Raw genomic sequence first — 24,782 nt, forward strand, 5'->3', positions numbered from 1 at the left:
TTACCAATTCGCTACAATGTCGTTAAATATCTTGTTAATAATTCTATCTGTTACCAGCTTTACCTGCTGGTCTTCGATCTGACTTAGTGATACATCACTGTTGAAAGCTGCTTCATCAGAGTATGTTCTGTCAAAACTTGCATCCGGATGAATTTTATTTTCATAATGTACTTTCACTGTAATCGTAAGTTTATTCTGCCCCTGTTGAATCACTCCTCCAGAAGGGGTTGGTTGTGTGTTGGAGCTGATGGTAGTAGGAGTAATGGAATAATCTGTAATTTCTCCTTCTATCAGGATATCAGGATTTTCTTTTGTTCCTTTCAAAGTTGTTCTCTGGAGGAATCTATTTTGTATTGCTGTAGAAAACTGTTGGGATAATGCAGGATTTACAAGCGGGGCATTATTCGGAAATTCATTGATCTGAACAGTTTTTTCATCTGTAAGGGATGATCCTGTAAAACTGTAACATGAGTTCAAAACACCCAGCAATGCAAAAAGCATTACTGTAAGTATTGACTGTTTCAAACTGATATTTTTAATTTTAAAATTCATTTTTAATTCCAATTTCAGTAATTTCATCATACTCAATTTGCTGCATAGCATCTTCATAAGCAAAATATTTTGCGGTATATAAAAATGGTATTGTAAGGAAAAGTCCTATTCCGCAAGCCACAATACCAATCTGAGCCAAGATACTCACTACTAAAGAGAAAAGGAAAATTGACAATAGATTTCCTTTGCTCATTATTTTTGAAATATTCCAGGCATCTTTTATTTCTGTAATTCCTTTAAGGCTAATTAAAGGAATGATATAAAAACCTTTCAATACGAAGTAATAGATCGCAATGAACATCAGAAAAATGTAAGGAAATATTAAAAACATCATCATTGGGTTAGGCTGATTACCTTCAGACATGGCACCTGATACTGTCATAATAATAATCATTGGAATATAAAGTAATATAACCCCTCCAAAAATAATTAACTGCAACATAAAATAAGGCATGAAGTCTTTAAAATCAAAGATATCTCCCGGACTTGCCGGCTGGTTTCTGTTCAGTCTTTGAAGGTATTTGAACAAATTACCCATTGCAAGCACTCCACAAAACGGAATAATAGACATGATTAAGCATACTAAACATGCTATAAATATATTCCCGAAATCTTTCTTTAAAAGTTCGAAACCTTTATTAATGTATTCTCCGAGCTTAAAATTAATCGGTTTAGGCGTTAAATTTACTTTCATTCTTGTGTTAATCTTCCAGGTTATATTGTTTTATTTTTCTGTATAAAGTTCTTTGTGAGATTCCCAGTTCATCTGCAGCTCTGTTCCTGCGTCCTTTATGTTTCTCCAACGCTTTGATAATCAAATCTTTTTCGTTATTCTGAAGAGAAAGTGATTCCGGTCTGTTTTCTTCCACTTCGATGTCTTCAATATCTTCATAACTGTCATCAGGAGTGGAGATAATGGTAGGTGTCTGCACTACGGGTGCATCGTTATTATTTTCAAAATAGACTAAAGATCCAGTATTTACCTGCGGCTGAGCTTCAGGGGTATAAATCCTGTTGATCAGGTTTTTCTCATGGTTGCTCAGATCTGCTGTTCCCCTGTTTTTAATCAATTCCGAAGTTAACGATTTTAAATCATTAATATCATTCCTCATATCGAACAGAATTTTATACATGATCTCTCTTTCGCTTCCGAAATCGTTCTGCTTAGGAGCACTTTGGTTATTGACAACCATTGGCAGGTGAGTTTCCATAGGAATATACTCGGCAAGTTTCTCTGCAGTGATATTTCTGTTTCTTTCCACCACGGTCATCTGCTCTACCAGGTTTCTTAATTGGCGGATGTTACCCGGGAAAGAATAACTTTCTATGTAATGAACTGCACTCTGCTCAAGCTCAAGCTCAGGCATTCTGTACTTTTCTGCGAAGTCTATGGCAAACTTTCTGAACAGCAAATGGATGTCTCCTTTTCTTTCTCTCAAAGGCGGCATATCTATCTGAACGGTATTCAGACGATAATATAAATCCTCACGGAACCTTCCGTCATGGATGGCCTTCATCATATTAACGTTTGTAGCGGCTACAATTCTCACGTTGGTTTTCTGTACCTGCGAAGAACCCACTTTCATGAATTCACCGCTTTCCAGCACCCTTAAAAGACGAACCTGCGTCTGTAGTGGCAGTTCTCCCACCTCATCCAAAAATATAGTTCCACCGTCAGCTACTTCAAAATATCCTTTTCTTGTTGCTGTAGCTCCTGTAAAGGCTCCTTTTTCGTGTCCGAATAACTCAGAATCTATGGTTCCTTCCGGAATAGCTCCACAGTTTACTACGATGTATGGCTGGTGTTTTCTTTTGGATTCTGAATGGATGATTTTCGGAATAAATTCTTTTCCTACCCCACTCTCTCCTATCACCAATACCGAAATATCTGTAGGTGCTACCTGAATAGATTTTTCCAGGGCCCGGTTGAGTGCCGGAAAGTTTCCGATAATTCCGAAACGGTTTTTTATGTTTTGTAACTCGTTGCTCATAAGTAAATTTTTGATTATTGATTTAATGTTACTCTTCTACAGTGCTTCAATCTCTTTTCTGTAGACTTTGTTGAAGTGATGAGTGTAGACATCTTTCATGGTCTTTCCTTCATCATACGTTTGCAGGGCTAACATTTTTAAATCTAAATAATCTTTGTTTCTGATCTTAGAAACTTTACTTTTAAAGTATATATTCTCAGCAAAATTGTACTCTTTGCTTTGTTTTTCAAAATTTTCCAGGGCTTTGTCATATCTTCCCAGCTCGAAATAGGTCACCCCAAGCTGGTAATGATCAAACATTCCCTTCACATAACCTCTGGTATTCAGAAGGCTTTCTATAATCCCAGCGGCTTTTTCTTTCTGTCCTAAAGCGCTGTAGGACATAGCTCTTACTACGTCCAGATTATAGTCCCCGTTCTGAGACCTTCCTAAGTCTCCGGGCTCATATTTTTTTAAACTTTCTAAATCCTGAATAGCCCCTTTATAGTCTCTTAAAAACTGAAACTTCGTCCAGCCTCTGTAGCCAAGATGCATTTGGGGATTTAAAGCAACTGCTTTATCAATTAAAATTTTCCAGGTTACAAAATCTCCGTTTTTAAGATATGGAACGGCTTTTTCCATATACGCATGGGAGAAATCAGGACATAGTTCAATGGCTTTATCAAAGCCTTCCTGAGATTCTGCATAGCCTTGTAAATCTGAAGCCCAGTTGTATAACTCACACGCTTTTTTGCAGTTCTCACCCTCTACTGCATTACAGTTAACCTGTGCAATAGTATTGGTGTAAACGATAAGTAACAAAAAGCTAAGGTAATACCTCTGAAACTTTTCCATTTTCAATTTTATAGGTTAAATACTGGTAGTAATCTACTTGTAAACCTTTTATCTCTTTCGGCATCCAGCCATCGAGTGATTTTGTAAACTTCAGTATCTTATTTTCTAATTCTTCACCCAGTACAGTATCTTTCAGATCCGGGCTCATATGCTGTAATCTGAAGAGGCCTGTCTTTCCTTCACAATTTACTAAAAATCTTACGGTAATATAACCGTTGATCTTCTTTTCAGAATATATATTTTCTTTTTTAAGTTTTTCAGTGATCGCAATCTTTTCGCCTTTGTAGCTAAATTCCTTTGCACCCTGATAATACTGAAAGCTGAAATGTCCCCATTGTTTTGAGCCACATCTTTTAAAATCAGCATCATCCAGTGTTTTATCAAATTCGATATCTCCTACTGTGGCAGGGTATTTTTTTACATTCTTTTCTGTCTGACAGGATACCAGAGCAAATGAAAGCATTGCAAAAAGATAAACCGCTTTAATCACTTTATTTTATTCTGCTGTTCTCCCTAAAAGTGTGCCTTGTGTATTGTCATGTACAAAAACGTTCACAATGTCACCTATGTTCTGCCCTTCCAGTTTATCAAAGACACATACGGCATTCTGTGAGTTTCTTCCTTTCCATTGGTTTTTGTTCTTCTTGGAAATTCCTTCAATCAGAACCTCGTGTACTCTTCCGACATAAGATTTCATTCTTTGGTTTGAAAGTTCTCCTTGAAGCGCAATCACCTCAGCAAGACGTCTCTGTTTCACATCAGCCGGAATATTGTCTTCCATTTTCTTGTGAGCCGGAGTTCCAGGTCTCTCTGAGTAAGCAAACATATATCCGTAGTCATATTCCACTTCTCTCATCAAGCTTAGGGTATCCTGGTGATCTTCTTCAGATTCATTACAGAATCCTACAATCATATCCTGAGAAAAGGCAACTTCCGGAACAATTTCCTTCGCTTTTTTAATCAGATCAAGATATTCTTCTCGGGTATGTTGTCTGTTCATCGCTTCAAGCATATTATTGCTTCCGCTTTGTATAGGAAGGTGTACATATTTACAGATGTTGTGATGTTTTGCCATCATTCTGAATACATCCAGACTCATATCCTGCGGATTTGAGGTAGAGAATCTGATTCTTAGCTCCGGAACGGCTTTAGCCACTAAATCAAGAAGCTGAGCAAAGTTTACTGCTGTTGCTTTCTGCATTTCAGAAGCTTTGGCAAAATCTTTTTTAGGACCTCCTCCATACCAAAGGTAAGAATCTACGTTTTGTCCTAAAAGAGTAATTTCTTTATATCCGTTATTGGCAAGGTCTTTACATTCGTCTATAATAGAATGTGGATCACGGCTTCTTTCTCTTCCTCTTGTAAAAGGAACTACACAGAATGTACACATGTTATCACAACCCCTGGTAATGGTAACAAAAGCTGTAACTCCGTTTCCTCCCAGACGAACAGGATTAATATCTGCATAGGTTTCTTCTTTGGAAAGAATTACGTTGATAGCATCTCTTCCATCATCGGTTTCTTTTAAAAGATTCGGCAGGTCTCTATAAGCATCCGGACCTACAACAAGATCCACCAGTTGTTCTTCTTCTAAGAATTTGGTTTTCAATCTTTCCGCCATACATCCCAGAACTCCTACCGTCATATTCGGTTTCTCTTTTTTGAGATTTTTGAACTGAGAAAGACGCATTCTTACGGTCTGTTCAGCTTTTTCACGGATGGAACATGTATTTAAAAGAATAAGGTCTGCTTCTTCTACTTTCATGGTTGTATTATATCCCTGTTCATTAAGGATAGATGCAACAATCTCAGAGTCAGAGAAATTCATCTGACAACCATAGCTTTCTAAAAACAGTTTTTTAGAATTCTCCGGTCTTTCTGCAATAGCAAAAGCTTCGCCCTGTTTTGTTTCGTCTATATATTTTTCCTGCACGATAATCAATTTAAGGTCCGCAATTTTAAATTACGAATAAATAAGTCTGCAAAGATACAAAATATTGTGACAGAATGTCAGCGCTATTATTTTAACAAAATCATAAATTAAAAAAGTAATGGAACTATTTTTTAATCATGATCATAGGTATTGTTATCAAACCTGATTTTCATGATGGTTTTATAATCAACAGGTACTCCATTTTTAGTGGCAGGTGTCCATTTTCCTTTCACCTTTTTAGCAGCATACTTCATATCATCAATAAAAGTTTCGCTGTTTTTGAATTTAGGGAGCACATCTACTTTATCTATTTTACCTTTCTGATCAATATTAAATATAAAAGTTACTTCTCCTTTGATGGCATATAACGCGACATCAACATAGGCATACACCATTTTCAGGAATTCTTTTCTAAAGGCATCTTCACCTCCCGGAAATTCTGCTTTTTTAAAATCTGCATCATTCTGATATTGATATTGAATAGCAGCTGTCTGTTGTGAGAAACCTTTGAAACTGATCAACAGTAAAGGTAAAATTAAAAGATATTTTTTCATGGTATTAGTCGATATCTACGGATACTGAAGAGAAGTTCATTTTAACTTTGATTTGTGAAGCCACAGGTTGTCCGTTACAGGAAGCGGGAGTCCAGTTTTTCTTTATTCTTCTCACCACATATTGCATATCATCAAAAAAGACTTCACTGTTTTGTACTTTAGGCATTCCTTTCACATCTATCACTTTTCCTTTAGCATCAAGCACTAAGGTAAATGTAAAATCACCTGTAAGGGCATAGAAATCTGAATTCAGATAAGCATACATATACTTGTTCAGGATGGTTTTATAAGCAGCAACCCCACCTTCATAAGATGCTGGTTTAAAATCATTACATTTTAAGGCAACCTGCATAAAGGGTTCTTTGATGTCTATTTTCAGAACATTTTTATTGCTTTCTCTTATAAAAGAGTCATCACGGTCCTCCTGATCCTGCGCGAATGAAAAATTCATTACACATAAGGCTAAAAATAAGAATATCGTTCTCATAGCTTTGTTTACTAATAATGAACAAAGGTAAATATTTAGCCCATTTATAGAAAAGAAAAACTTCACACAAAGCATGAAGTTTTTAAATATTGATTCTGTATTTCAGATATACACTGAAAATTGTTCACTTTTTGTCTTATAACAAGCCCTTAATATGCTTGTAATTTGTCTTTACAGTTTCAAAAACCTCATCCATTTTGCCACCGAGCATCAGCTGCGTCATAGACTTTGTCATTCCCATAATCTGATCAAATTCAATTTTGGGAGGAAGAGCCAGTGCATTAGGATTGGTAAAGATATTCAGAAGATAAGGGCCGTTGTGATCTAAACATTCTTTGATAGCAGCTTCCACATCTTCCGGCAGATGTACATTCTTTCCTGGATATCCCATCGCGTGTGCTACCATTGCAAAATCCGGATTAATCATATCTGTTTCGTTGTCGGGCATTCCGCCTACTTCCATTTCCAGTTTTACCATTCCCAGCGTTCTGTTGTTGAATACAATTAGTTTTATTGGTAATTTATACTGAAAAATAGTAGCCATATCACCTAACAACATAGATAAACCTCCGTCTCCGCACAAAGCAATCACCTGTTTTTCCGGATGAGCCAGAGCAGCCCCGATAGCCATTGGCATTGCATTCGCCATTGATCCGTGGTTAAATGATCCCAGCATTTTTCTTTCTCCTGTTCCTGTAATAAAACGAGCTCCCCAAACACAGCACATTCCGGTATCTACCGTAAAAATAGCGTCATGTTTAGCAAGTTTGTCTAAAGTATGGGCAACATATTCCGGCTGGATAGCGTTCTCTTTTCCAAAATCCTTTACGTACTCCAGCTGACCTTCTTTTACTTTATCATAAAACGCAAGCTGTTCATTCAGAAAGTGGACATCAGTTTTTTCTTCCAATAAAGGCAGCAATGCTTTAATGGTTTCTTTGACATCTCCTGCAAGCCCCAGTTCCAGTTTTGCTCTTCTTCCCAATCTTTCAGGACTTTCATCAATCTGAACTATTTTATTTTTTACAGGCATGAATTTTTGATAAGGAAAATCTGTCCCCAAAAGAATCACAAGATCTGCTTCGTGCATAGCGTGATAAGCGGAAGGAAACCCTAGTAGCCCAGTAAGCCCCACTTCATTGGGATTATTAGGCTGAATAGCCATTTTCCCACGGAATGAATATCCTACAGGTGCTTTCAAGAGATTGGATAAGGTTATTACCTCATCACGGGCTTCAGCAGCACCTATTCCGCAATATAAAGTTACCTTTTTACTTGTATTAATTAATTCGGATAAATTTTTCAGCTCGTTATCTGAAGGTCTTATAACAGGGTTTGTTTTAAAGATTTGAGTGGAAGTAGAACCTTCTTCTGCATCCAGTTCTGAAACATCTCCCGGAAGGCCTATGACAGCAACTCCTTTTTTGGAAATAGCATGTTGAATAGCCGTCTGAACAGTTCTCTGCACCTGTTCCGGCCTTGTAATCATCTGGTTATAGTAACTGCAGTCATCAAAAAGCTTTATTGTATTGGTTTCCTGAAAGTAATCCATTCCCATTTCATCACTGGGAATGGTGGAAGCAATTACCAACATGGGAACATGGGAGCGGTGAGCCTCGTAAACTCCATTGATCAAATGAACATGTCCAGGACCGCAACTTCCGGCACATACTGCCAAACCATCAAGCTCCGCTTCGGCTGCCGCTGCATACGCTCCTACTTCTTCGTGCCTTACATGAATCCACTGGATGCTGCTTTTTTTAACCGCTATATTCAGATGATTGAGACTGTCGCCTGTTACTGCATAAATTCTTTTCACATTGGCATTTTCGAGCATTTCAACAATCTGCTCTGCTATGTTTTTGGCCATAATTACTTTGTTTTGGTTGATTTTAAGTGAAAATAGGATTAAAAAAGGATAATAATTTTCCTATTTCTATCAAATTTAGCTAATAAAATTGGAACCTCCATCCGGATTCAATGTTAAAAACTGGTAATTTAATTTTAAGTTTTTTCCTATTTAAACCTCACAGGTTTTGTAAACCTGTGAGGTTTAGCACATGAATAAACTAACTCAAGAACAAAACAGCCACCCAAAAAGGTGGCTGTTATTATAATATGCTCAAGATTTACATAACTACTTCGATCTGATTTCTCAACAGATCTTCAAATTCGTCTCTCTTACGGATCAAATGTGCTTTTCCGTCTAAGAATAATACTTCAGCCGGTTTTAATCTTGAATTAAAGTTGGAACTCATTTCAAAACCATAAGCTCCTGCATTGTGGAAAGCAAGAATGTCTCCTTCTCTTACTTCATTCAGTTTTCTATCCCAAGCGAAGGTATCTGTTTCACAGATATTTCCTACTACTGTATAAATTCTTTCCGCTCCTTTTGGATTGGATAAGTTCTCAATCATATGATAAGAATCGTAGAACATTGGACGGATCAAATGATTAAATCCGGAATTCACTCCAACAAAAACAGTAGCCGTTGTTTGCTTAATTACGTTAGCTTTCACCAATAGATATCCGCTTTTCCCTACTAAGAATTTCCCCGGTTCAAACCATAATTCAAATTTTTTTCCTGTAGATTTTGAAAACTCAGAAATTACTTTTTCTACCTTTTTACCTAATGTTCTCACATCAGTTTCCTCTTCGCTATCCTGATAAGGAATTTTGAAACCACTTCCCATATCCAGATATTTCAGGTTCGGGAAATGTTCAGAAAGGTCCAGCATGATTTCCAAAGCCTGAAGAAATACATCCGGATCTTTGATCTCACTACCTGTATGCATGTGAAGTCCTTCCACATTCAGGTTTGTACTTTTCATTACTCTTTCGATGTGACGAACCTGGTGAATGGAAATACCGAATTTGCTATCGATATGTCCTGTTGAAATTTTATAGTTCCCTCCGGCAAAAATATGCGGGTTAATTCTTACTAAAATCGGATAGGTATCTCCGTATTTATTCCCGAACTGCTCAAGAATAGAAATGTTATCAATGTTTATATGAACTCCGAAAGTCATTGCTTCCTCTATTTCAGCAAGATCAACACAGTTGGGAGTAAACAATATCTTTTCCTTTGGAAACCCTGCCTTTAGTCCCAGTTTCACTTCATTAATGGATACACAATCCAGAGAAGCGCCCAGATTCTTGACATACTTAAGGATATTGATGTTGGTCAACGCCTTCGCTGCATAGAAGAACTTTGTATGTTTTAAAAAAGAAGATGTAAGTTTTTCGTATTGAACTTTGATGGATTCTGCATCATAAACATACACCGGGGTGCCAAACTCATTGGCAATCTTTAATAATTCTTTTGAATTCATAATTTCATTTTAACATAAAAAAAGGCAGATTCTTATAAAAAGAGCCTGCCGCATTGATTATTTTTTATGCAAGACAACTCTTTTAAATATTCCAAACCTTAGAGAACCTTACAGCTCCCTTTTTTCCAGTTTTAATTTGTTTAAAATTTTGCATTGCTTCTATTTATTTTTTACAAAAATACTATTTATTTTTTATTTTTCGAAAATTGATTTGAAAAGCACCTTCTTTCCGGTTCACTTATAAAGTGCTAATTCCTATATCATTTCGGCAGCGGCAGTGTTTCAAAATCGCTGCGAAGGAGTGCCAATTGCAATTCATTATTCAGATCTGTGGAAGATAAGGGAAGGTCTATTTTTAATTTAGCAAGCTTACTCATCGTCTGGATCTGCGTAAATAATTCGTAGAAACCGAAGGAAACTACTTTTCCGTTTTCGATGATTAAAAATAATTTTTCACCTAATTTTCTTCCCTGCCCCAGCCATAATTCATTTCTTTTTCTGAATTCAATTTTCTGTTTCAGTACGGAAAAATCTTTAAATTCTTCCTGGGAGCCAATAAACTGAACCGCTTTTGTTCCCTGCGTAAATGATCTGAATTTTAAAACTGGTTTTTCGGTTTTATTAAGCGTATTTTTCTCAACCACATATTTATTATTCCTGAAATATAAGCCGAAAGGTAAAACTTCTTTCTTTTTGACATTCTTAGAATTAAGAATCAGTTTGGCAATAATATCTGTTCCGGTAAGCTCAAAATTAATCTGCTCAACATCTTTCTGAATCTTTTCCCATTTTTTTGATTTGGAATTGAATACTTTTTTGGAAAATTTATTGATATCCTGAACATAATCCGAGAACATGATACGTCCTGCTTCATCCTGAAAATAGACAAATCCCTTATCATTTGGAAGATCCTGCGTAAGTTCTTTGATCTTGTTGATGTAGGTTTTTGCATTGGATTCATCATGCTGCTTCTGAATGATTTCATTTTCAATATCTTTTGAGATCAAAAGCTTGAAAAGCTCTAATGTAGCTCTTGCATCACCCTCAGCCCTGTGATGATTGGTTAAAGGAATTCCTAACGACCTCACCAATTTTCCCAAAGAATAACTTACCTCATCAGGAATCAGTTTTTTCGCCAACGGAATTGTATCTAAAGTATTGATTTTGAATTCATAACCAAGCCTTTTAAATGATTGGCGAAGCATTCTGTAATCAAAGTCAATATTATGACCTACCAATGTTGTATTTTGAGTTATTTCGATAACTCTTTTGGCAATTTCGTGAAATTTCGGAGCAGTTTTGACCATTTTTGGGGTAATACTGGTCAGTTTCTGCACAAAAGGAGTAATATCACCTTCGGGATTTACAAGGGATATAAACTGATCCGTAATTTTCTGACCGTCATATCTGTAGATGGCGATATCTATAATGCATTCATTTCTATAACCTGCACCATTACTTTCTATATCTATAATTGAATACATTGAATCTGTGTTAACTGCTGTTTTGTCATTTGTATGTAAAACCGATGTCTTATTCCCCAATAAAATCCGGTTTTATTTTTTACTGCTATGTAAAGATAACCTGCTAAAATAACAAAAAATATGTCAGAATATAGCAGATTATCCTTCAAAATTATCTTCTTCTGCCTCCCAGACCAAACATTCCCAGGATTGCTTTTGCTCCCTCTCTCATCAATGTATTGGTAAAAGTACGGCCTGCTTTACTCTGTAACACCTGTTCAAACATTCCCGGCTCTTCTTTTACCGGTTTTGTTTTTTGAGTTGGGGCTGGATTTTGTGCGGCCTGTTCCATTCTGTTGGTCAGCATCTCATAGGCAGATTCTCTGTCAATTGCCTGCTCATATTTTGCAACAAGTGCTGATCTTGAAGTAAGATCTGAGATTTCTGCTTCACTTAACACATCCATTCTTGATTCCGGAGAGATCAGATAAGTGTGTACCAGAGGGGTAGGAATTCCTTTTTCATCCAGAGCTGTCACAAATGCTTCTCCAATTCCCAAATTCTGGATCAGGCTGGAAGCATTGTAATATTCTGTAGTAGGATAGTTTTCAACGGCTTTGGTAATTTCTTTTTTATCTTTTGCCGTGAAACCTCTTAACGCATGCTGTATTTTTAATCCTAACTGGGAAAGCACATTTTCTGGAACATCACCAGGGATCTGGGTAATAAAATAGATTCCCACTCCTTTGGAACGGATTAGTTTTACCATGGTTTCGATCTGTGAAAGAAGAGCTTTGGATGCTTCATCAAAAATCAAATGGGCTTCATCTATAAACAGCACCAACTTTGGTTTCCCACTATCTCCTTCTTCCGGAAACGTCATATAAATTTCAGCAAAAAGCGAAAGCATGAAGGTTGAGAAGAGCTGTGGCTTATTCTGAATATCTGCTACTCTTAAAATATTTACAACGCCTTTTCCGTCTCTTGTTTCCAGTAAATCCTGAACGTCAAAACTTAATTCTCCGAAGAAACCCGCTGCCCCCTGCTGTTCCAGAGCAACAATAGATCTTAAAATTGTTCCAAGAGATGCTGATGCAATAGATCCGTAATTAGCAGCCAGTTCTGCTTTTCCTTGTGCATTATCCGTAACGTACTGCAGTACTTTCTTCAAATCATTAAGGTCAATCAATGGAAGCCCTTTATCATCACAGTATTTGAAGACAATAGACATGATGCTTTGCTGAGTATCATTCAATTCAAGGATCTTGCTTAATAAAACAGGTCCGAATTCCGTAACGGTAGCTCTCAATTTCACTCCCTCCCCTCCGGAAATACTCATCAATTCCACCGGAAAACCCTGCGGGTTATAAGGGAGCTGTGTCTTCGCGTATCTTTCTTCAATAATGGGATTCATCTCCCCTGCTTCGGCAATTCCGGAGAAATCTCCTTTAATATCCAGGACCAGAGAGGGAATTCCGGCATGTGAAAGCTGTTCTGCAAAAACCTGTAATGTTTTTGTTTTACCTGTTCCTGTAGCTCCGGCAATAAGACCGTGACGGTTAATTGTTTTCAGGGGAATGGTTACGTTTACCTCTGTTACCACTTCACCATCCAACATTCCTTTTCCCAGTATAATATGTTCTCCTTTTGGAGTGTATCTCGTGTTTAGTTCTTCAATAAATTGTGTTTTGTCTGCCATTTGATCGCTTTTTTAAACTTATAAATATAAAATTTTTTGTAAAACATTTAAATATATTTTCTGATGAACATCTCTTTACTACCTCGGAAAATAAAATTCTTACCTGCCTAAGCAAATTTTAAACCACGACCATTAACAAACTTCTTCCATTATAAACATGATATAAAACAGCATTTCCTTATTGTCTCTATATAAGGCATTCTTTTTGCTGAAAAGAAACCGATACTAAACGTTCGTTTAACAAAGTATTGAAAGAAACTATCAATGGAATTTAACATTTCATTTAGAATCTATCTAATACTTCGTATCTTTAACTCATTAAAAAAAGACCCAATGAAAATTGAACAAATATATACGGGCTGTCTGGCTCAGGGTGCCTATTATATTGTATCAGAGAATGAAGCAGTGATTATAGATCCTTTAAGAGAAGTAAAACCTTACCTGGATCGTCTGGAAAAAGACAATGTCACTTTAAAATATATTTTTGAAACTCATTTCCATGCCGATTTCGTATCAGGGCATTTGGATTTAAGTAAGAAAACAGGTGCTCCAATTGTTTACGGACCTACTGCCGCTCCTGAATTTGATGCTATCATTGCTGAAGATAATCAGATTTTTGAGATTGGAAAAGTAAAAATAAAGGTAATGCACACTCCCGGACACACTATGGAAAGCAGCACTTACCTTTTAATAGATGAAAATGGTGTTGAAACTGCCATTTTTACAGGTGACACACTATTTTTAGGAGATGTAGGAAGGCCGGATCTTGCACAGAAAGCTACAAATCTTACTCAGGAAGACCTTGCGGGAATTCTGTATGACAGCCTTCAAAACAAAATCATGCCATTGGATGACAGCATTACAGTTTATCCAGCCCATGGTGCCGGATCTGCTTGCGGAAAAAACATGCAGAAAGAAACTGTTGATATTTTAGGAAACCAAAAGAAGACAAACTACGCTCTTAATCAGCCAGATAAAGCATCTTTTATCAGAGAGGTTCTGGATGGTTTAACTGCTCCGCCGAAATATTTCGGAATGAATGTCGCACTTAATAAAGGTGGCTATGAAAGTCTGGATGTAGTAATGAACAAGGGGTTACAACCTGTTGCACCGGAAGATTTCGAGGCTTTGGCAGAAGAAACAGGAGCATTAATTTTAGATACAAGAGGTGCAGCCGACTTCCATAAAGGATTTGTCCCAAATGCTATCAATATAGGACTGAAAGGAGATTTCGCCCCTTGGGTAGGAACACTTATCGTAGATGTAAAACATCCTTTATTACTGGTAACTGACGAAGGTACCGAAGAGGAAGTTATCACCAGGCTAAGCAGAGTCGGTTTTGATAATGTGATAGGATATCTGAAAGGAAGTTTTGAAGCATGGAAAAATGCCGGTATGGAAACTGACGAGGTTAAAAGAATTACTCCGGCTGAATTTGCAGAGCAGTTTACAGAAGAAGCAAAGGTAATTGATGTAAGAAAACTGACAGAATATTCCGCGGAACACATTGATAATGCTTATAACAAGCCATTGGACACGATCAGTGACTGGGTCCGTACGATTGATGATTCTGAGCACTTCTTTTTACACTGTGCAGGCGGATACAGAAGTATGATTGCCGCAAGCGTCCTTAATTCACACGGAATCAGGAATTTTACTGAAATAGAAGGCGGGTTTAATGGAATTAAAAAAACAGAAAAATTCCCCACTACAGATTTTGTATGTCAATCTAAAACATCTTAAGATCATAAAAAGCTAAACTATGTCACAAAAATTTCAGGAAATCATTGATTCCGAAAGACCTGTACTGATTGCCTTTTTCGCTACATGGTGCCAGCCCTGTAAAGTACAGTCATCAGTATTAAATACGGTAAAGGAAAATATTGGTGAAGGAGCCAGAATCATCAAGGTAGATGTAGACCAATATCCCGCACTGGCAGCTCAATACGGAGTGCGCGGAGTTCCTACGCTGGCAATTTTCAAAAAAGGAGAAATGCTATGGAAAGAAAGTGGTGTTCATGATGTGAATACCCTCACACAACTTTTACAACAATATGCTTAAAACTGTGATTTTTCACAGTTTTTTTTTATAATTCCCACATATCGCACAGATTTTCACAGATGATTATGCTTATTTTTCTTTGTATAGAACTTAAAAATCTGTGAAGATCTGCGAAATCTGTGGGAAAATTCTAAAATTCAATAGAAAAAGAATCTCTGTCATTTAAAAACTGGAAATGGCTTCTAAAATCTTTCAATTCTTCCATATATAGTTCTGCAGATACAAGATTTCCTTGTTTTTGAGAAATTTCTTTTCCATCCGCAAAAAAACAGTGTGAGCTTTCCTGATAAAACAGATCATTTCCATCGGTCCCAATTCTGTTTAAACCAAATACAAAAGATAAATTTTCAATGGCTCTGGCTTTCAACAGATGTTCCCAGGCTCCTACCCTTTTCTCAGGCCAGTTGGCAACATACAAAACAGCATCATAGTCATCATTATTTCTTGCGAAAACAGGAAAACGAAGATCATAGCACACCTGAAGGAGGAAGCGTATTCCTTTATATTCAACAATTATTCTGTCTTTTCCAGGCGTATACACTTTATCTTCTCCTGAAAAGGAAAACAAGTGTCTTTTGTCATAAAAAGAGGTTGCACCATCCAGCTGCACAAAATACATTCTGTTATAAAAATTTCCATTCTGCTCTACAGGAGCACTTCCACAGAATGCTGCATTTTTCTCTTTTGAAATCTTTTTTAAAAATTCCAGAGACTCATTATTTCTGTCTGAGACTTCAGAAGCATCCATACAGAAACCCGTTGAAAACATTTCGGGAAGAAGAAATATGTCTGCCTCTACATTTTGCAGTTCGTTTTCTATGAGTTTAAAATTCTCATTCTTATTTTTCCAGATGATATCTAAATTAAGCCCTACCACTTTCATCTTTTATTCTTTTTAAATTATTTCAAATGTGAAGTATAAAAATACAGCTTTTATGATTACAAAAAGAGAATTAAGCAGCTTAAAAATAGGTATCACCCGCAAAAATCAGCCTTTATTTCTTAATAATTTATTAAAGTCAGGCATTTTTACAGCCCGTGTATTCTTTCGGTTTCATTTTTGATAGAGATATCTTTTATTAATATCCTTAAAAATTAGAAATTTATGAAGAAATTGTTTTTTATGGTGATGATCTGCTTTTTTGGTGCTATGGCGAATGCTCAGGCCTGGACAGGAAAAGGAGATCAGAAAATACAACTGGGGCTGAGTGCCTGGGGATATGGAACCGGAATAACGGGAACTTATGACTATGGACTCAATCAACTTATTTCCGTAGGAGCCGGGATTAATGGCTACTTTGACAATTATAAAAACAACGATAAGGATAATCGTGTTTTTGTTTTCGGGAGACTGAACTTTCACTTACAGGAAGCTTTAAATTTACCTGCCAAATGGGACATTTACCCTGGAGTAGACCTTGGAGTGCTTGGAAAAGACTTCGGAGTGGGCGCTCACATAGGAGCTCGGTATTTCTTCACAGAGAAAATAGGCGTATTCGCAGAAGTTGGTAATAATGGCAGCCTTGGAGTTTCTTTCAATTTATAATCAAATCGTCTTTAAATATGACAAAGCTTCTCGTTTCGGGGAGCTTTTTTATTTGGCATAGTTTTGATAATTGTTACCTTTGCAAATTAAAATCTAAAATTTATTAATGGAAATAGCAATCAAACTTTTTCAGTTCATTCTGAGCATCTCTATACTTGTGCTTCTTCATGAGCTTGGGCATTTTTTACCGGCAATATGGTTCAAGACCAGAGCAGAGAAGTTTTTCCTGTTTTTTGATCCTTATTTCTCCATATTCTCTATGAAGAAAATTAACGGAAAATGGCAGTACAAGTTTTTATCCAAGAATCTGCCGGATTCTGAAGTAATAGAGGTAAACGGAAAGAAAGAAGAAGTTCCTATCGATATATCAAAACTTCCGGACAACGACTGGAGAAAACATCCTGAACAAACGAAATATGGTATCGGATGGCTTCCTTTCGGAGGGTATGTGAAAATTGCAGGAATGGTGGATGAAAGCATGGATACTGCCCAAATGAAAAAACCGGCAGAACCATGGGAATTCAGATCAAAACCGGCTTGGCAGAGACTTATTATTATGTTAGGAGGGGTTACAGTTAACTTTTTCCTTGCATGGTTAATCTACAGCTGCCTGTCTTTCTTTAACGGAGAAACGTATACGGATATTACGAAATTCAAAAATGGTATTGAAGCTACTTCTGCCGGCAAGAAAATGGGATTCCAGAATGGTGACAAAATCATCAGTGTAGACGGAAAACCTGCAGAAAGACTTGAAAATACTTCAATCAATATTCTTTTAGGAGACAACGTTACTGTAAACAGAAACGGGCAGGAAGTTACTTTCCCTGTAAATGCAGATGGTGTAGCAGATGTTCTTAAACAGAGAGAAGCAAAACTGTATATCACACCAAGAGTTTCTATGGTTATTGATTCATTGGCAACTCCTTCTTCTCAGGCATCTGGTCTTGCGAAAGGAGATAAAATTGTAGGAATCAATGGTAAGAAAGCAGCGTTCTTTGATGAAGTAAGTGCTCTTTTAAGTGAAAATAAAGGAAAAACAATTTCTGTAGACGTTGAAAGAAACGAGGCTGTCCAGACATTGCCAGCGGTTTCTGTTGATAAAAACGGTAAATTAGGTATTGCAATTGATACAAAGAGCATCGCTAAAGATATTGTAACGAATAAGAAATATTCTTTCGGTGAAGCTATTCCAAGAGGGTTTACAAGAACGATTGAAGCTTTAACAACACAGGTTAAGCAGTTCAAAATCATGTTCAACTCTAAAGTTCAAGGATATAAAAATGTAGGAGGTCCTATTGCCATTGTAAAGAATATGCCTGTAGATAAAGATGCGGATGGAAGCGTTAAGATCAATTGGGTTGCTTTCTGGAGCTTTACAGCAATGTTTTCCGTATGGCTGGCATTCCTGAACCTTATTCCGATTCCGGGACTTGATGGTGGGCACGTTTTATTTACTTTATATGAAATGATTGTAGGAAAACCAGTTCCGCAAAAAGTTTTGGAAAACGCACAGATGATTGGAGTTATCTTCCTGTTAGGATTGATGTTACTGATCTTTGGAAGCGACATCTTTAAAGTATTTATGGGTAAATTATAATTTTTCCGAAATTTTTCTTAAAAATATTTGTAGGGTATAAATATTCGTCCTATATTTGCACCACTTAAAACAAAGGACATTCCTCCTTAGCTCAGTTGGTTAGAGCATCTGACTGTTAATCAGAGGGTCGCTGGTTCGAGCCCAGCAGGAGGAGCCACTGAATATCAAGCACTTGCAGTAATGTAGGTGCTTTTGTTTTTTACATGGGTCACGGTACAGGTCAAGTTTCAAAGTAAATAAAAGTCAATTTTACGCTCGGAAATAATGTCCGTTACTCTCAAAATAGTCAAACATTATGCTTCTTGCCGTAGCTTCCCAATCGATTATAACCCAATTAGGAATATTAAACGTATCATCTTCATATAAATACTGTACAAAATCTTCATCGCTTCCAAACTCACCGTAGTAAAAATTGTTTACGTATTCATATAGGCTCTGGAAGTCTAGTTTGCCTAAGTTATCCAAACACGCTTCGTAAACTTCAACATCATTTCCAGAATCATTGATCTGTTCAAGTACATCGTAAATATCTTTTGATATATGGCATTCACTCAATAATCCCAGCTTTTCCAGAATCGGACAGTCATAATCTTGGAATATAAATTCAGGATCATCTTCATCACTATGAAGCTCCCGCATTGCTTTTAAAAGATCTTCATAATCAGAATAGTCTGAAAGATTTAGCCATTTGCCGTAAAGGCTTCCGTTATTATACTTGGCATACGTGCCACAATAGATACTAGCAGTATCAAGACAATTTGTTAACTTTGTCATGTTGATAAGTTTTAAGTCAGATTTAAAATTTATTGATGTCGCCTTGTCGTGCTCCAACACTTCAAGGCATTTTTGTTTTATATCGAACCTTGTACACAAACACACAAGGCTGTTTTAGTAGTAAAGAACAAAGTAAAGATACGTAAAAAACACGATAACCACCAGTTTTTCAAGTGCTTTTTACTCAAAATATCAATGCTTTTTGGATGGCTTAAAAACTTTTTAATCACTCCAAGCACAGACTCCATACAAACAACTGTCAAAAAACCTAAACTCTTTGATAGGGGGCAGGCAAAAAAAGTCCGACAACCCTCGCCAAAATTCTATCAGTACCCTTTGTCCCGATGCCTATATAAAATTTTTGAGATTGGGTATAGGGGGGGTGCATTTTTACATGAAAATTTGACGGGTGGTGTAAATAGTAGACCAAGTATTATACATTTTCCCGAAACTCCGCAGACAAAACCACCACTCCACGCAAAACACCACAAACCGTTTACCACAGTTTCCCGAAATATTGGTTTAGGATTGTTAGAAGTGTGTTAGAGAGAGATTAATTAAGAGATAAAGTATAGTATATATTGGTACTATGTAGCAGAAACTCTGAAAAAACCTCTGTTTATAGCAGTTTGCAGAGATTATGAGTAAGATTTTGCAGTTTGGTTTTGGGGTAAATAGCTAGATATATATTGACAAAATTACGTCCAGAAAGCTTTAACAGTGTGAAAAAAAAAAAAATGTTTAAATCAGGCTTCAGAAATTCAGTTCTTCATAATCCTCCGAAAAACTGAAAAACTGAAAAACTGAATCTTAAAAACAAATCTTTTTTATAATCCTAGGTCTTATCCGTAAGTCTGCATACAAACAATTACCAATTGAGAACATAGTAGTGTGACATATGCAGAAACTCTCAAAAACACATATGTTTATGGCAGTTTACAGAGATTATATATACCGTAAAAACCAAAAATAAGAAGTTAGTACTGGAGGAGTCTCTCGTTTTTTTTGGGGTAAATTGAGCGGTATATATTAGCAAAATTCATAAACTAAAAATCTTTTTCTTTAATCCCCGCCACAAAACCGTCCACACCGTCTACTATACCTTTGAAGATATCTCAGATATCAAAAGCATTTATTAAATATAACCAAGTACACATTGGGAAAACATAATATACTTGACAATTTAAAATATTTTTATTTACGGAAAACATAATAAACCGTATATTTGAGCAGAAATAATTTTTTTTCAAAACCAGTGCGTTTTAGGTCTCTCGATACTTATTGAGGGGCTTTTTTATTCCGCCACAGTATATCCCTTTACAGAAAAACTACTTCACCGCCCACACACAATACCGCTGCCTATCATAAAAAATATTCTGCGCTCCACTCGCTCACACTCGTCACGTCAGCCACCCGAATAACTACTGCTTCCATATTTCAGCTACCTACTACTAACTGTCTACCACCTGCATACAGAGACCGCATACCAGCATACCGTATTACTATATACCATTATATGATAGTGAAAACCCCGCAAACACCCTCTGTCAGGCTGATAGCGGATTTCGCAGGTTCCTGCTTTAAACAGAACATACAACCAAGACGAACAGAGATGTTGTATAAAGATCTTGTCAGCATTACCCCACACAACCACAAAATAGAGATAGTCAAAATTTGATACCTTCACGGAGCTACACAGGCATATTTGCCCCAGCAACCTTACAAATCACAAATAAAGACGTTTTAAGATATTTTAATAGTTTTTGAGAGTGTTCAGCACAAAACAGAGATGGCGTACGGGAAAATTAAGTAACATTAACCACCCGCTTACATTTAAAAACGAAAATAAGAGCGTTTTAAAGTACTTTTATAACTTTCGAGGGTATTGTGCTACAAAATGGAGATAATCGAAATTTGACACCTTTATGAGGTTATAGAAGGACATCAAGCAGCATTCACTGTTCCTTAAACTCACAAAACGTAAATAAAAACATTTTTAAGACTTTTATAGCAGTTTGACAGCAATACACTACAGAGCAAAGATAATGGAAATTTAACGCCTTTACATACTTGTATGAGGACGTTCGCTCATAGCACGTAATACATTTCTAAATTAAAGCATCATTGAAAAAAAATGTTTAAATCAGGGTTCAGAAATTCATTTTTTCGGATTCGTGCTATGAAAAACTGAAAAACTGAATCGTAAAAACAAATCTTTTTTTGAACCCAATATAATCATACCCTATAAGTAAGTAGCTTTATAATAGTATTATAATGGGTACTTTTTACTACTGCCCTACTGTGGTACAGAATTTACATAAAATCTTCTTAAAAGCATCCATATTGATTCTAAAAAACTGTCAAACAGAACAATAATACGTTCCTGCATTCACCATTATATTTCCACGTAAAAACAAACTGTCACATAATTACAAAAATTCTTATATTAGCACCTCAAGTTTACTCAGCAACGACTACTCAGTTCAATTAAGACGTATAGACGAGTTAGAAGCAAGCTAAAACACCAGAAAATGTCATTAATAATCGCTAGAAATACTCAATCTGACTTCATTATCTCATCGGACACTAAAATTTCTGTAGCAGCTAATTCTCCCAATAACGAAAAACAAACCACATATTTTAATAAAAATTCACAAAGACTAGAGATGAGGATACCTCCTATTGAAGGTTGTCTAAAATCAGTACTTGTTTCCCCTATTGTATGTATATGTTACGCAGGAGATGTTGAAAATGCTAGAATTTTAATTAAAAATTTTGTCGCTATTACTAAGATTCAATACTTAGATGCCATTACAGAGGAACAATTAAAGTGCATAGAATCTTTTTTTGAAACAAATACGCCAGAAAATGTTGATATAATTTTAGCAATTTCATTCAATAAATTGCCAGTTTTACATGAGATAAAATCAGGAAAGCTTAACAAACAAATTCAAGTTTCACACATTGGAGATGAGAGTGTTTTCTCAGATTTTCAATATTTTTTTAATGAGACACATAAAAGTCAAGAAAATTTACTTTTAAGACACTCTTTTTCATTTGACGACATGATAGCACAACAAAGTTCTATAAACTCTTCTGTTGGAGATTTTGTTGTTGAAGTGCTATTCAATTCTGAACATTCAATGTTTTATTATAATCAAAAATTTAAGGGATATGATTTATTTAATCCAATTGTAGGCTTTATAGCTAATGAGGCACAAACGACTAGCGAAGAAACAACAATCAATGGTAAACATATTGAGTCTTACTTAATCTCTGATACTTTTGAACCAGCTTTTGGGATATACTTTGGAACAACATTTGGATTATTTTATCATCCAATTAAAATGTTGGAAAGAAACGATTCATTGCAAGGAATAAAAATCAACTGTTCAAACATTGACGATTTTATTCAAAAAGTTTTTGATGAATATGATATTTGGCTTTATGGGTTGGGATTTGAAAATGGTATGTTAGTAGAGAAATTAACTAGGGGACAAATTTCGCGAAACAAAAAATAGTCAGCTGCTAACAGAGATTGAATAAGATTTCAGCAGACAGGACAATCACACACTCCTACACTCACCATTATATTTCCACGTAAAAAAACATAAACTGTCACATAATTACAAAAATTCTTATATTAGCACCTCAAATTTTATCGAAAACGAAAAAGCGTTAATAATTATTCTGCTAATAGGAATCTGGTAAATTCAAAAGTAGTGCAGAATGGTGAGTTGAACGCTCACGTCCTTATTATACGGGACGTGGGTTTCTCTTGCTTGCACTACAAGGCTTACCAGAGCCTCTATTAGTAAGTAAGAATTACGAGCCTGCGTCCTTTTTCTATTATACACCCTCAATAAATTACACTTTTAGGCTCGGAGTGATACAACATCACAATGAAAAAACTTTTATTATCAGCAGTACTGGTACTACTAAGCACATTATGCTTTTCCCAAAACTACTATTTCTCACACAGAAAAGAAAGTATTAAGTACACGGACAGTTACGGACAAACTCAATACAAAGCCATTGCAGACCAAACCTCTAACTATAAGTTTTATTTTGAACTGTCAGCTGACGGAAGAGGAACACAGCTTTTTACAGTTTATAACAATGGCCAGGAAGCCTATTGGGCAGCTGAAATAAAAAAATCAGGATATAAAGAGGTTTCAGGAAAGATTTTTAAACAATCCCTGTACTACAACACCAGTTCTAAAGAGAATGTCTATGTGTTCGTTTCTCAGGATTACAAAAAAATCATTGTGATGTCAAATGATGGAATAGCAGAATATTACTAGTATGGAAAAGAAAACTATTCAGGTTTACCGCAACATCCCTAAATCGATAATGATAGGTTTTGCATTAGCTTTTGTAACAGTATTTGCAGTCCAACATTTCAGTACATTCTCATATATCCCAAATACCAGTAATCTACCTGATTATACTTCCGATGGGAAATAATTGTAAGCCAGGAATATGACACCCGCACAACGCCTGTTGGTGTATTATACCAGACGACACCATTTGGAACAAAGATAGATTTACCCACAAACGGAATGATGTGCAGTGAGTTATTGTATGATTCTGAGTTTAAGAGATACTCTAATAAAGTTGTGTTGTATGCAAAAGCTGTATTTGCCGACTACAAATACCTCCTGCTATTTTGGTTAGCATACATGCTTATCGTCCTGTTTTTCAAAAGATACCGATTAAAAGTTTTGATACTCACCCTCCCAATCACTTTGATAAATTGCGAAAACAAGATTGTACAGGAAAAAACTCCAACAACAACAGCAATACAAGCCGATACATCCATTCAGTATACCCCACCGACTGTAAGCCTGCCTGACCCACAAACAATTCAAAAAAGATACTCTTTTGTGGTTTTTGAAGGGGACGCTTTCTTTTCGCACGAAGGGCAAAAGATAGTAGTTACAGGAATATTTGAAACGGATGCATTTATCAGCAAAGACAAAGAATACCAGCTCATAGACCAAGCACAACAAAAAGCTATGATAAATCTAGAACTAAAAAACGTTGAAAAAAGATATATTCTCAGTTTTGACAGTTACGCAGAAGCCAGTCAAAAAAGAGAAGCCTTACTGGGTATCAATCAAAACAACCGAAGTGAAACAACAGCTAATGAGGGAGAGCAGCCATATCAGGAATATATTGTAATTCAACCCAGAGCATATTTTCACCAAAAACCAAATCAGAACAGCAGAAAAGATACGTATTTACCGTATGGAGCAAAAGTATTTGTATCAAATGAAACCCAATATTTTGCATACACCACCTTCACAAATACTGATGGGGTAATAAGTAAAGGCTGGATTCTTAAAACAGACATTGAAATATATTAAACTCTATATTATGAAAAAACATTTATTACAAGCATTATCGCTAATAGCTACATTATTAATTACAAGTTGCTCGGGCAACAATGATGATGATAACAACACCACGACCAATCAACAGCCACCTGCAACAACCCAATATTTCCATCCCCAACATGGATTCAGGGAACTTGGGGCGTAACAAATGGGACAACCTCAAACAAACTGTATAAGTTTACATCAAATGATGTTATTACAATTACAGGTACATCAGAACTAAGTTTGACAGGAACAATCAAAGCACATCCTTATGGTGGAAGTGTAGATGAAAGTATTAACAGCACTACGCAGTATAACTTTACGTTAAAATATAACATGTCACCAACAACACAGAATTTTGAGTTCAGGAAAATATCAGCAACTCAGATTCAGTGGAAAAGCTATGGAACTTGGTTTGATTTGGTAAAGATGTAACACCTACCAACAGCCTTGTGTCTTTGTATACAAGGCTTCTGTAAACACCGATGAAAAGAGGGGCTGACAAAAAACCTCGAAGATAATACCATAGTACTATAAATATCTATACTTATTATTACACTACTCCCAAATCCATCCA

The 24,782-nt window shown here is 36.2% G+C and carries 23 protein-coding genes and 1 tRNA gene; 10 read left to right on the forward strand and 14 right to left on the reverse strand.

What is annotated here, in order from left to right; translation table 11 throughout:
* The 12 genes from CLU97_RS20430 to CLU97_RS20485 all read right to left on the reverse strand — a co-directional run bounded on the left by CLU97_RS20430 (nt 1) and on the right by CLU97_RS20485 (nt 12,845).
* A complete protein-coding gene (locus tag CLU97_RS20430) occupies nt 1-552 on the reverse strand; it encodes an LptE family protein (RefSeq protein WP_121489803.1) in 552 nt (183 codons plus the stop codon).
* On the reverse strand, nt 542-1,246 hold the full coding sequence (locus tag CLU97_RS20435; protein ID WP_147436526.1) for a hypothetical protein: 705 nt from the start codon (nt 1,244-1,246) through the stop codon (nt 542-544). Before CLU97_RS20435 ends, CLU97_RS20430 begins: the two co-directional genes overlap by 11 nt.
* A 7-nt stretch (nt 1,247-1,253) precedes the next feature.
* A complete protein-coding gene (locus CLU97_RS20440) occupies nt 1,254-2,543 on the reverse strand; it encodes a sigma-54 interaction domain-containing protein (protein WP_121489556.1) in 1,290 nt (429 codons plus the stop codon).
* 36 nt (nt 2,544-2,579) lie between these two features.
* On the reverse strand, nt 2,580-3,377 hold the full coding sequence (locus CLU97_RS20445; protein WP_121489557.1) for a tetratricopeptide repeat protein: 798 nt from the start codon (nt 3,375-3,377) through the stop codon (nt 2,580-2,582).
* A complete protein-coding gene (locus CLU97_RS20450) occupies nt 3,349-3,867 on the reverse strand; it encodes a hypothetical protein (protein ID WP_147436527.1) in 519 nt (172 codons plus the stop codon). Before CLU97_RS20450 ends, CLU97_RS20445 begins: the two co-directional genes overlap by 29 nt.
* A gap of 6 nt (nt 3,868-3,873) precedes the next feature.
* Nucleotides 3,874-5,310 (reverse strand): tRNA (N6-isopentenyl adenosine(37)-C2)-methylthiotransferase MiaB, encoded by a 1,437-nt coding sequence (gene miaB / locus CLU97_RS20455; protein ID WP_121489559.1) that lies wholly within the window; start codon nt 5,308-5,310, stop codon nt 3,874-3,876.
* Between the two features lie 131 nt (nt 5,311-5,441).
* The gene (locus CLU97_RS20460) at nt 5,442-5,864 is read right to left on the reverse strand and encodes an energy transducer TonB (RefSeq protein WP_121489560.1); all 423 of its coding nucleotides are present in this window, start codon (nt 5,862-5,864) and stop codon (nt 5,442-5,444) included.
* Between the two features lie 4 nt (nt 5,865-5,868).
* On the reverse strand, nt 5,869-6,351 hold the full coding sequence (locus CLU97_RS20465; RefSeq protein WP_228437823.1) for a hypothetical protein: 483 nt from the start codon (nt 6,349-6,351) through the stop codon (nt 5,869-5,871).
* Between the two features lie 136 nt (nt 6,352-6,487).
* Complete coding sequence (locus CLU97_RS20470) at nt 6,488-8,221, reverse strand: thiamine pyrophosphate-dependent enzyme (protein WP_121489562.1); 1,734 nt, start codon at nt 8,219-8,221, stop codon at nt 6,488-6,490.
* A 259-nt stretch (nt 8,222-8,480) separates the two neighbouring features.
* A complete protein-coding gene (gene lysA, locus CLU97_RS20475) occupies nt 8,481-9,683 on the reverse strand; it encodes a diaminopimelate decarboxylase (protein WP_183084620.1) in 1,203 nt (400 codons plus the stop codon).
* A 260-nt stretch (nt 9,684-9,943) separates the two neighbouring features.
* The gene (locus CLU97_RS20480; protein WP_121489564.1) at nt 9,944-11,167 is read right to left on the reverse strand and encodes a PolC-type DNA polymerase III; all 1,224 of its coding nucleotides are present in this window, start codon (nt 11,165-11,167) and stop codon (nt 9,944-9,946) included.
* Nucleotides 11,168-11,318: 151 nt separating this feature from the next.
* Nucleotides 11,319-12,845: a helicase HerA-like domain-containing protein gene (locus CLU97_RS20485; protein ID WP_121489565.1), complete on the reverse strand. Its 1,527-nt coding sequence runs from the start codon at nt 12,843-12,845 to the stop codon at nt 11,319-11,321.
* Nucleotides 12,846-13,178: 333 nt separating this feature from the next.
* On the opposite strand from CLU97_RS20485, the gene CLU97_RS20490 reads away from it, so the two are divergent.
* Nucleotides 13,179-14,588: an MBL fold metallo-hydrolase gene (locus CLU97_RS20490; protein ID WP_121489566.1), complete on the forward strand. Its 1,410-nt coding sequence runs from the start codon at nt 13,179-13,181 to the stop codon at nt 14,586-14,588.
* Between the two features lie 19 nt (nt 14,589-14,607).
* Complete coding sequence (locus CLU97_RS20495) at nt 14,608-14,907, forward strand: thioredoxin family protein (RefSeq protein ID WP_121489567.1); 300 nt, start codon at nt 14,608-14,610, stop codon at nt 14,905-14,907.
* A 130-nt stretch (nt 14,908-15,037) separates the two neighbouring features.
* Here the strand turns inward: CLU97_RS20495 and CLU97_RS20500 are convergent, their stop codons facing one another.
* Complete coding sequence (locus tag CLU97_RS20500) at nt 15,038-15,790, reverse strand: nitrilase-related carbon-nitrogen hydrolase (RefSeq protein WP_121489568.1); 753 nt, start codon at nt 15,788-15,790, stop codon at nt 15,038-15,040.
* Nucleotides 15,791-16,012: 222 nt separating this feature from the next.
* Between CLU97_RS20500 and CLU97_RS20505 the strand changes: the two genes are divergently transcribed.
* The 3 genes from CLU97_RS20505 to CLU97_RS20515 all read left to right on the forward strand — a co-directional run bounded on the left by CLU97_RS20505 (nt 16,013) and on the right by CLU97_RS20515 (nt 18,207).
* The gene (locus CLU97_RS20505) at nt 16,013-16,453 is read left to right on the forward strand and encodes a DUF6646 family protein (protein WP_121489569.1); all 441 of its coding nucleotides are present in this window, start codon (nt 16,013-16,015) and stop codon (nt 16,451-16,453) included.
* A 106-nt stretch (nt 16,454-16,559) separates the two neighbouring features.
* Nucleotides 16,560-18,050: an RIP metalloprotease RseP gene (rseP, locus tag CLU97_RS20510; RefSeq protein WP_121489570.1), complete on the forward strand. Its 1,491-nt coding sequence runs from the start codon at nt 16,560-16,562 to the stop codon at nt 18,048-18,050.
* A gap of 80 nt (nt 18,051-18,130) precedes the next feature.
* A tRNA-Asn gene (locus tag CLU97_RS20515) sits at nt 18,131-18,207 on the forward strand.
* Nucleotides 18,208-18,299: 92 nt separating this feature from the next.
* Here CLU97_RS20515 and CLU97_RS20520 read toward each other — a convergent pair.
* The gene (locus tag CLU97_RS20520; protein WP_121489571.1) at nt 18,300-18,824 is read right to left on the reverse strand and encodes an antirestriction protein ArdA; all 525 of its coding nucleotides are present in this window, start codon (nt 18,822-18,824) and stop codon (nt 18,300-18,302) included.
* Between the two features lie 2,531 nt (nt 18,825-21,355).
* On the opposite strand from CLU97_RS20520, the gene CLU97_RS20530 reads away from it, so the two are divergent.
* The 5 genes from CLU97_RS20530 to CLU97_RS20545 all read left to right on the forward strand — a co-directional run bounded on the left by CLU97_RS20530 (nt 21,356) and on the right by CLU97_RS20545 (nt 24,640).
* Nucleotides 21,356-22,345, forward strand: a complete 990-nt coding sequence (locus tag CLU97_RS20530) for a hypothetical protein (RefSeq protein WP_121489573.1) — start codon at nt 21,356-21,358, stop codon at nt 22,343-22,345.
* Between the two features lie 381 nt (nt 22,346-22,726).
* The gene (locus CLU97_RS20535; protein WP_121489574.1) at nt 22,727-23,128 is read left to right on the forward strand and encodes a hypothetical protein; all 402 of its coding nucleotides are present in this window, start codon (nt 22,727-22,729) and stop codon (nt 23,126-23,128) included.
* Nucleotides 23,129-23,386: 258 nt separating this feature from the next.
* Nucleotides 23,387-24,193, forward strand: a complete 807-nt coding sequence (locus CLU97_RS20540) for a hypothetical protein (protein WP_228437825.1) — start codon at nt 23,387-23,389, stop codon at nt 24,191-24,193.
* 10 nt (nt 24,194-24,203) lie between these two features.
* A complete protein-coding gene (locus tag CLU97_RS23815) occupies nt 24,204-24,368 on the forward strand; it encodes a hypothetical protein (protein ID WP_183084621.1) in 165 nt (54 codons plus the stop codon).
* Nucleotides 24,369-24,448: 80 nt separating this feature from the next.
* The gene (locus tag CLU97_RS20545; protein ID WP_121489575.1) at nt 24,449-24,640 is read left to right on the forward strand and encodes a hypothetical protein; all 192 of its coding nucleotides are present in this window, start codon (nt 24,449-24,451) and stop codon (nt 24,638-24,640) included.
* Nucleotides 24,641-24,782 lie beyond the last annotated feature (142 nt).

It is taken from the genome of Chryseobacterium sp. 7, from assembly GCF_003663845.1.
Classification (GTDB): domain Bacteria; phylum Bacteroidota; class Bacteroidia; order Flavobacteriales; family Weeksellaceae; genus Chryseobacterium.

What these genes read in the sequence shown, in the direction of transcription:
- lysA (WP_183084620.1), bottom strand. Translation starts at nt 9,683, where the DNA reads ATGAATTCAAAAGAATTATTAAAGATTGCCAATGAGTTTGGCACCCCG.
- CLU97_RS20535 (WP_121489574.1), top strand. Translation starts at nt 22,727, where the DNA reads ATGAAAAAACTTTTATTATCAGCAGTACTGGTACTACTAAGCACATTA.
- CLU97_RS20495 (WP_121489567.1), top strand. Translation starts at nt 14,608, where the DNA reads ATGTCACAAAAATTTCAGGAAATCATTGATTCCGAAAGACCTGTACTG.
- CLU97_RS20505 (WP_121489569.1), top strand. Translation starts at nt 16,013, where the DNA reads ATGAAGAAATTGTTTTTTATGGTGATGATCTGCTTTTTTGGTGCTATG.
- CLU97_RS20430 (WP_121489803.1), bottom strand. Translation starts at nt 552, where the DNA reads ATGAATTTTAAAATTAAAAATATCAGTTTGAAACAGTCAATACTTACA.
- CLU97_RS20480 (WP_121489564.1), bottom strand. Translation starts at nt 11,167, where the DNA reads ATGTATTCAATTATAGATATAGAAAGTAATGGTGCAGGTTATAGAAAT.
- CLU97_RS20500 (WP_121489568.1), bottom strand. Translation starts at nt 15,790, where the DNA reads ATGAAAGTGGTAGGGCTTAATTTAGATATCATCTGGAAAAATAAGAAT.
- CLU97_RS20445 (WP_121489557.1), bottom strand. Translation starts at nt 3,377, where the DNA reads ATGGAAAAGTTTCAGAGGTATTACCTTAGCTTTTTGTTACTTATCGTT.
- CLU97_RS20435 (WP_147436526.1), bottom strand. Translation starts at nt 1,246, where the DNA reads ATGAAAGTAAATTTAACGCCTAAACCGATTAATTTTAAGCTCGGAGAA.
- CLU97_RS20540 (WP_228437825.1), top strand. Translation starts at nt 23,387, where the DNA reads ATGATGTGCAGTGAGTTATTGTATGATTCTGAGTTTAAGAGATACTCT.
- CLU97_RS23815 (WP_183084621.1), top strand. Translation starts at nt 24,204, where the DNA reads ATGAAAAAACATTTATTACAAGCATTATCGCTAATAGCTACATTATTA.
- CLU97_RS20440 (WP_121489556.1), bottom strand. Translation starts at nt 2,543, where the DNA reads ATGAGCAACGAGTTACAAAACATAAAAAACCGTTTCGGAATTATCGGA.
- CLU97_RS20530 (WP_121489573.1), top strand. Translation starts at nt 21,356, where the DNA reads ATGTCATTAATAATCGCTAGAAATACTCAATCTGACTTCATTATCTCA.
- CLU97_RS20485 (WP_121489565.1), bottom strand. Translation starts at nt 12,845, where the DNA reads ATGGCAGACAAAACACAATTTATTGAAGAACTAAACACGAGATACACT.
- rseP (WP_121489570.1), top strand. Translation starts at nt 16,560, where the DNA reads ATGGAAATAGCAATCAAACTTTTTCAGTTCATTCTGAGCATCTCTATA.
- CLU97_RS20470 (WP_121489562.1), bottom strand. Translation starts at nt 8,221, where the DNA reads ATGGCCAAAAACATAGCAGAGCAGATTGTTGAAATGCTCGAAAATGCC.
- CLU97_RS20460 (WP_121489560.1), bottom strand. Translation starts at nt 5,864, where the DNA reads ATGAAAAAATATCTTTTAATTTTACCTTTACTGTTGATCAGTTTCAAA.
- CLU97_RS20520 (WP_121489571.1), bottom strand. Translation starts at nt 18,824, where the DNA reads ATGACAAAGTTAACAAATTGTCTTGATACTGCTAGTATCTATTGTGGC.
- CLU97_RS20490 (WP_121489566.1), top strand. Translation starts at nt 13,179, where the DNA reads ATGAAAATTGAACAAATATATACGGGCTGTCTGGCTCAGGGTGCCTAT.
- CLU97_RS20465 (WP_228437823.1), bottom strand. Translation starts at nt 6,351, where the DNA reads ATGAGAACGATATTCTTATTTTTAGCCTTATGTGTAATGAATTTTTCA.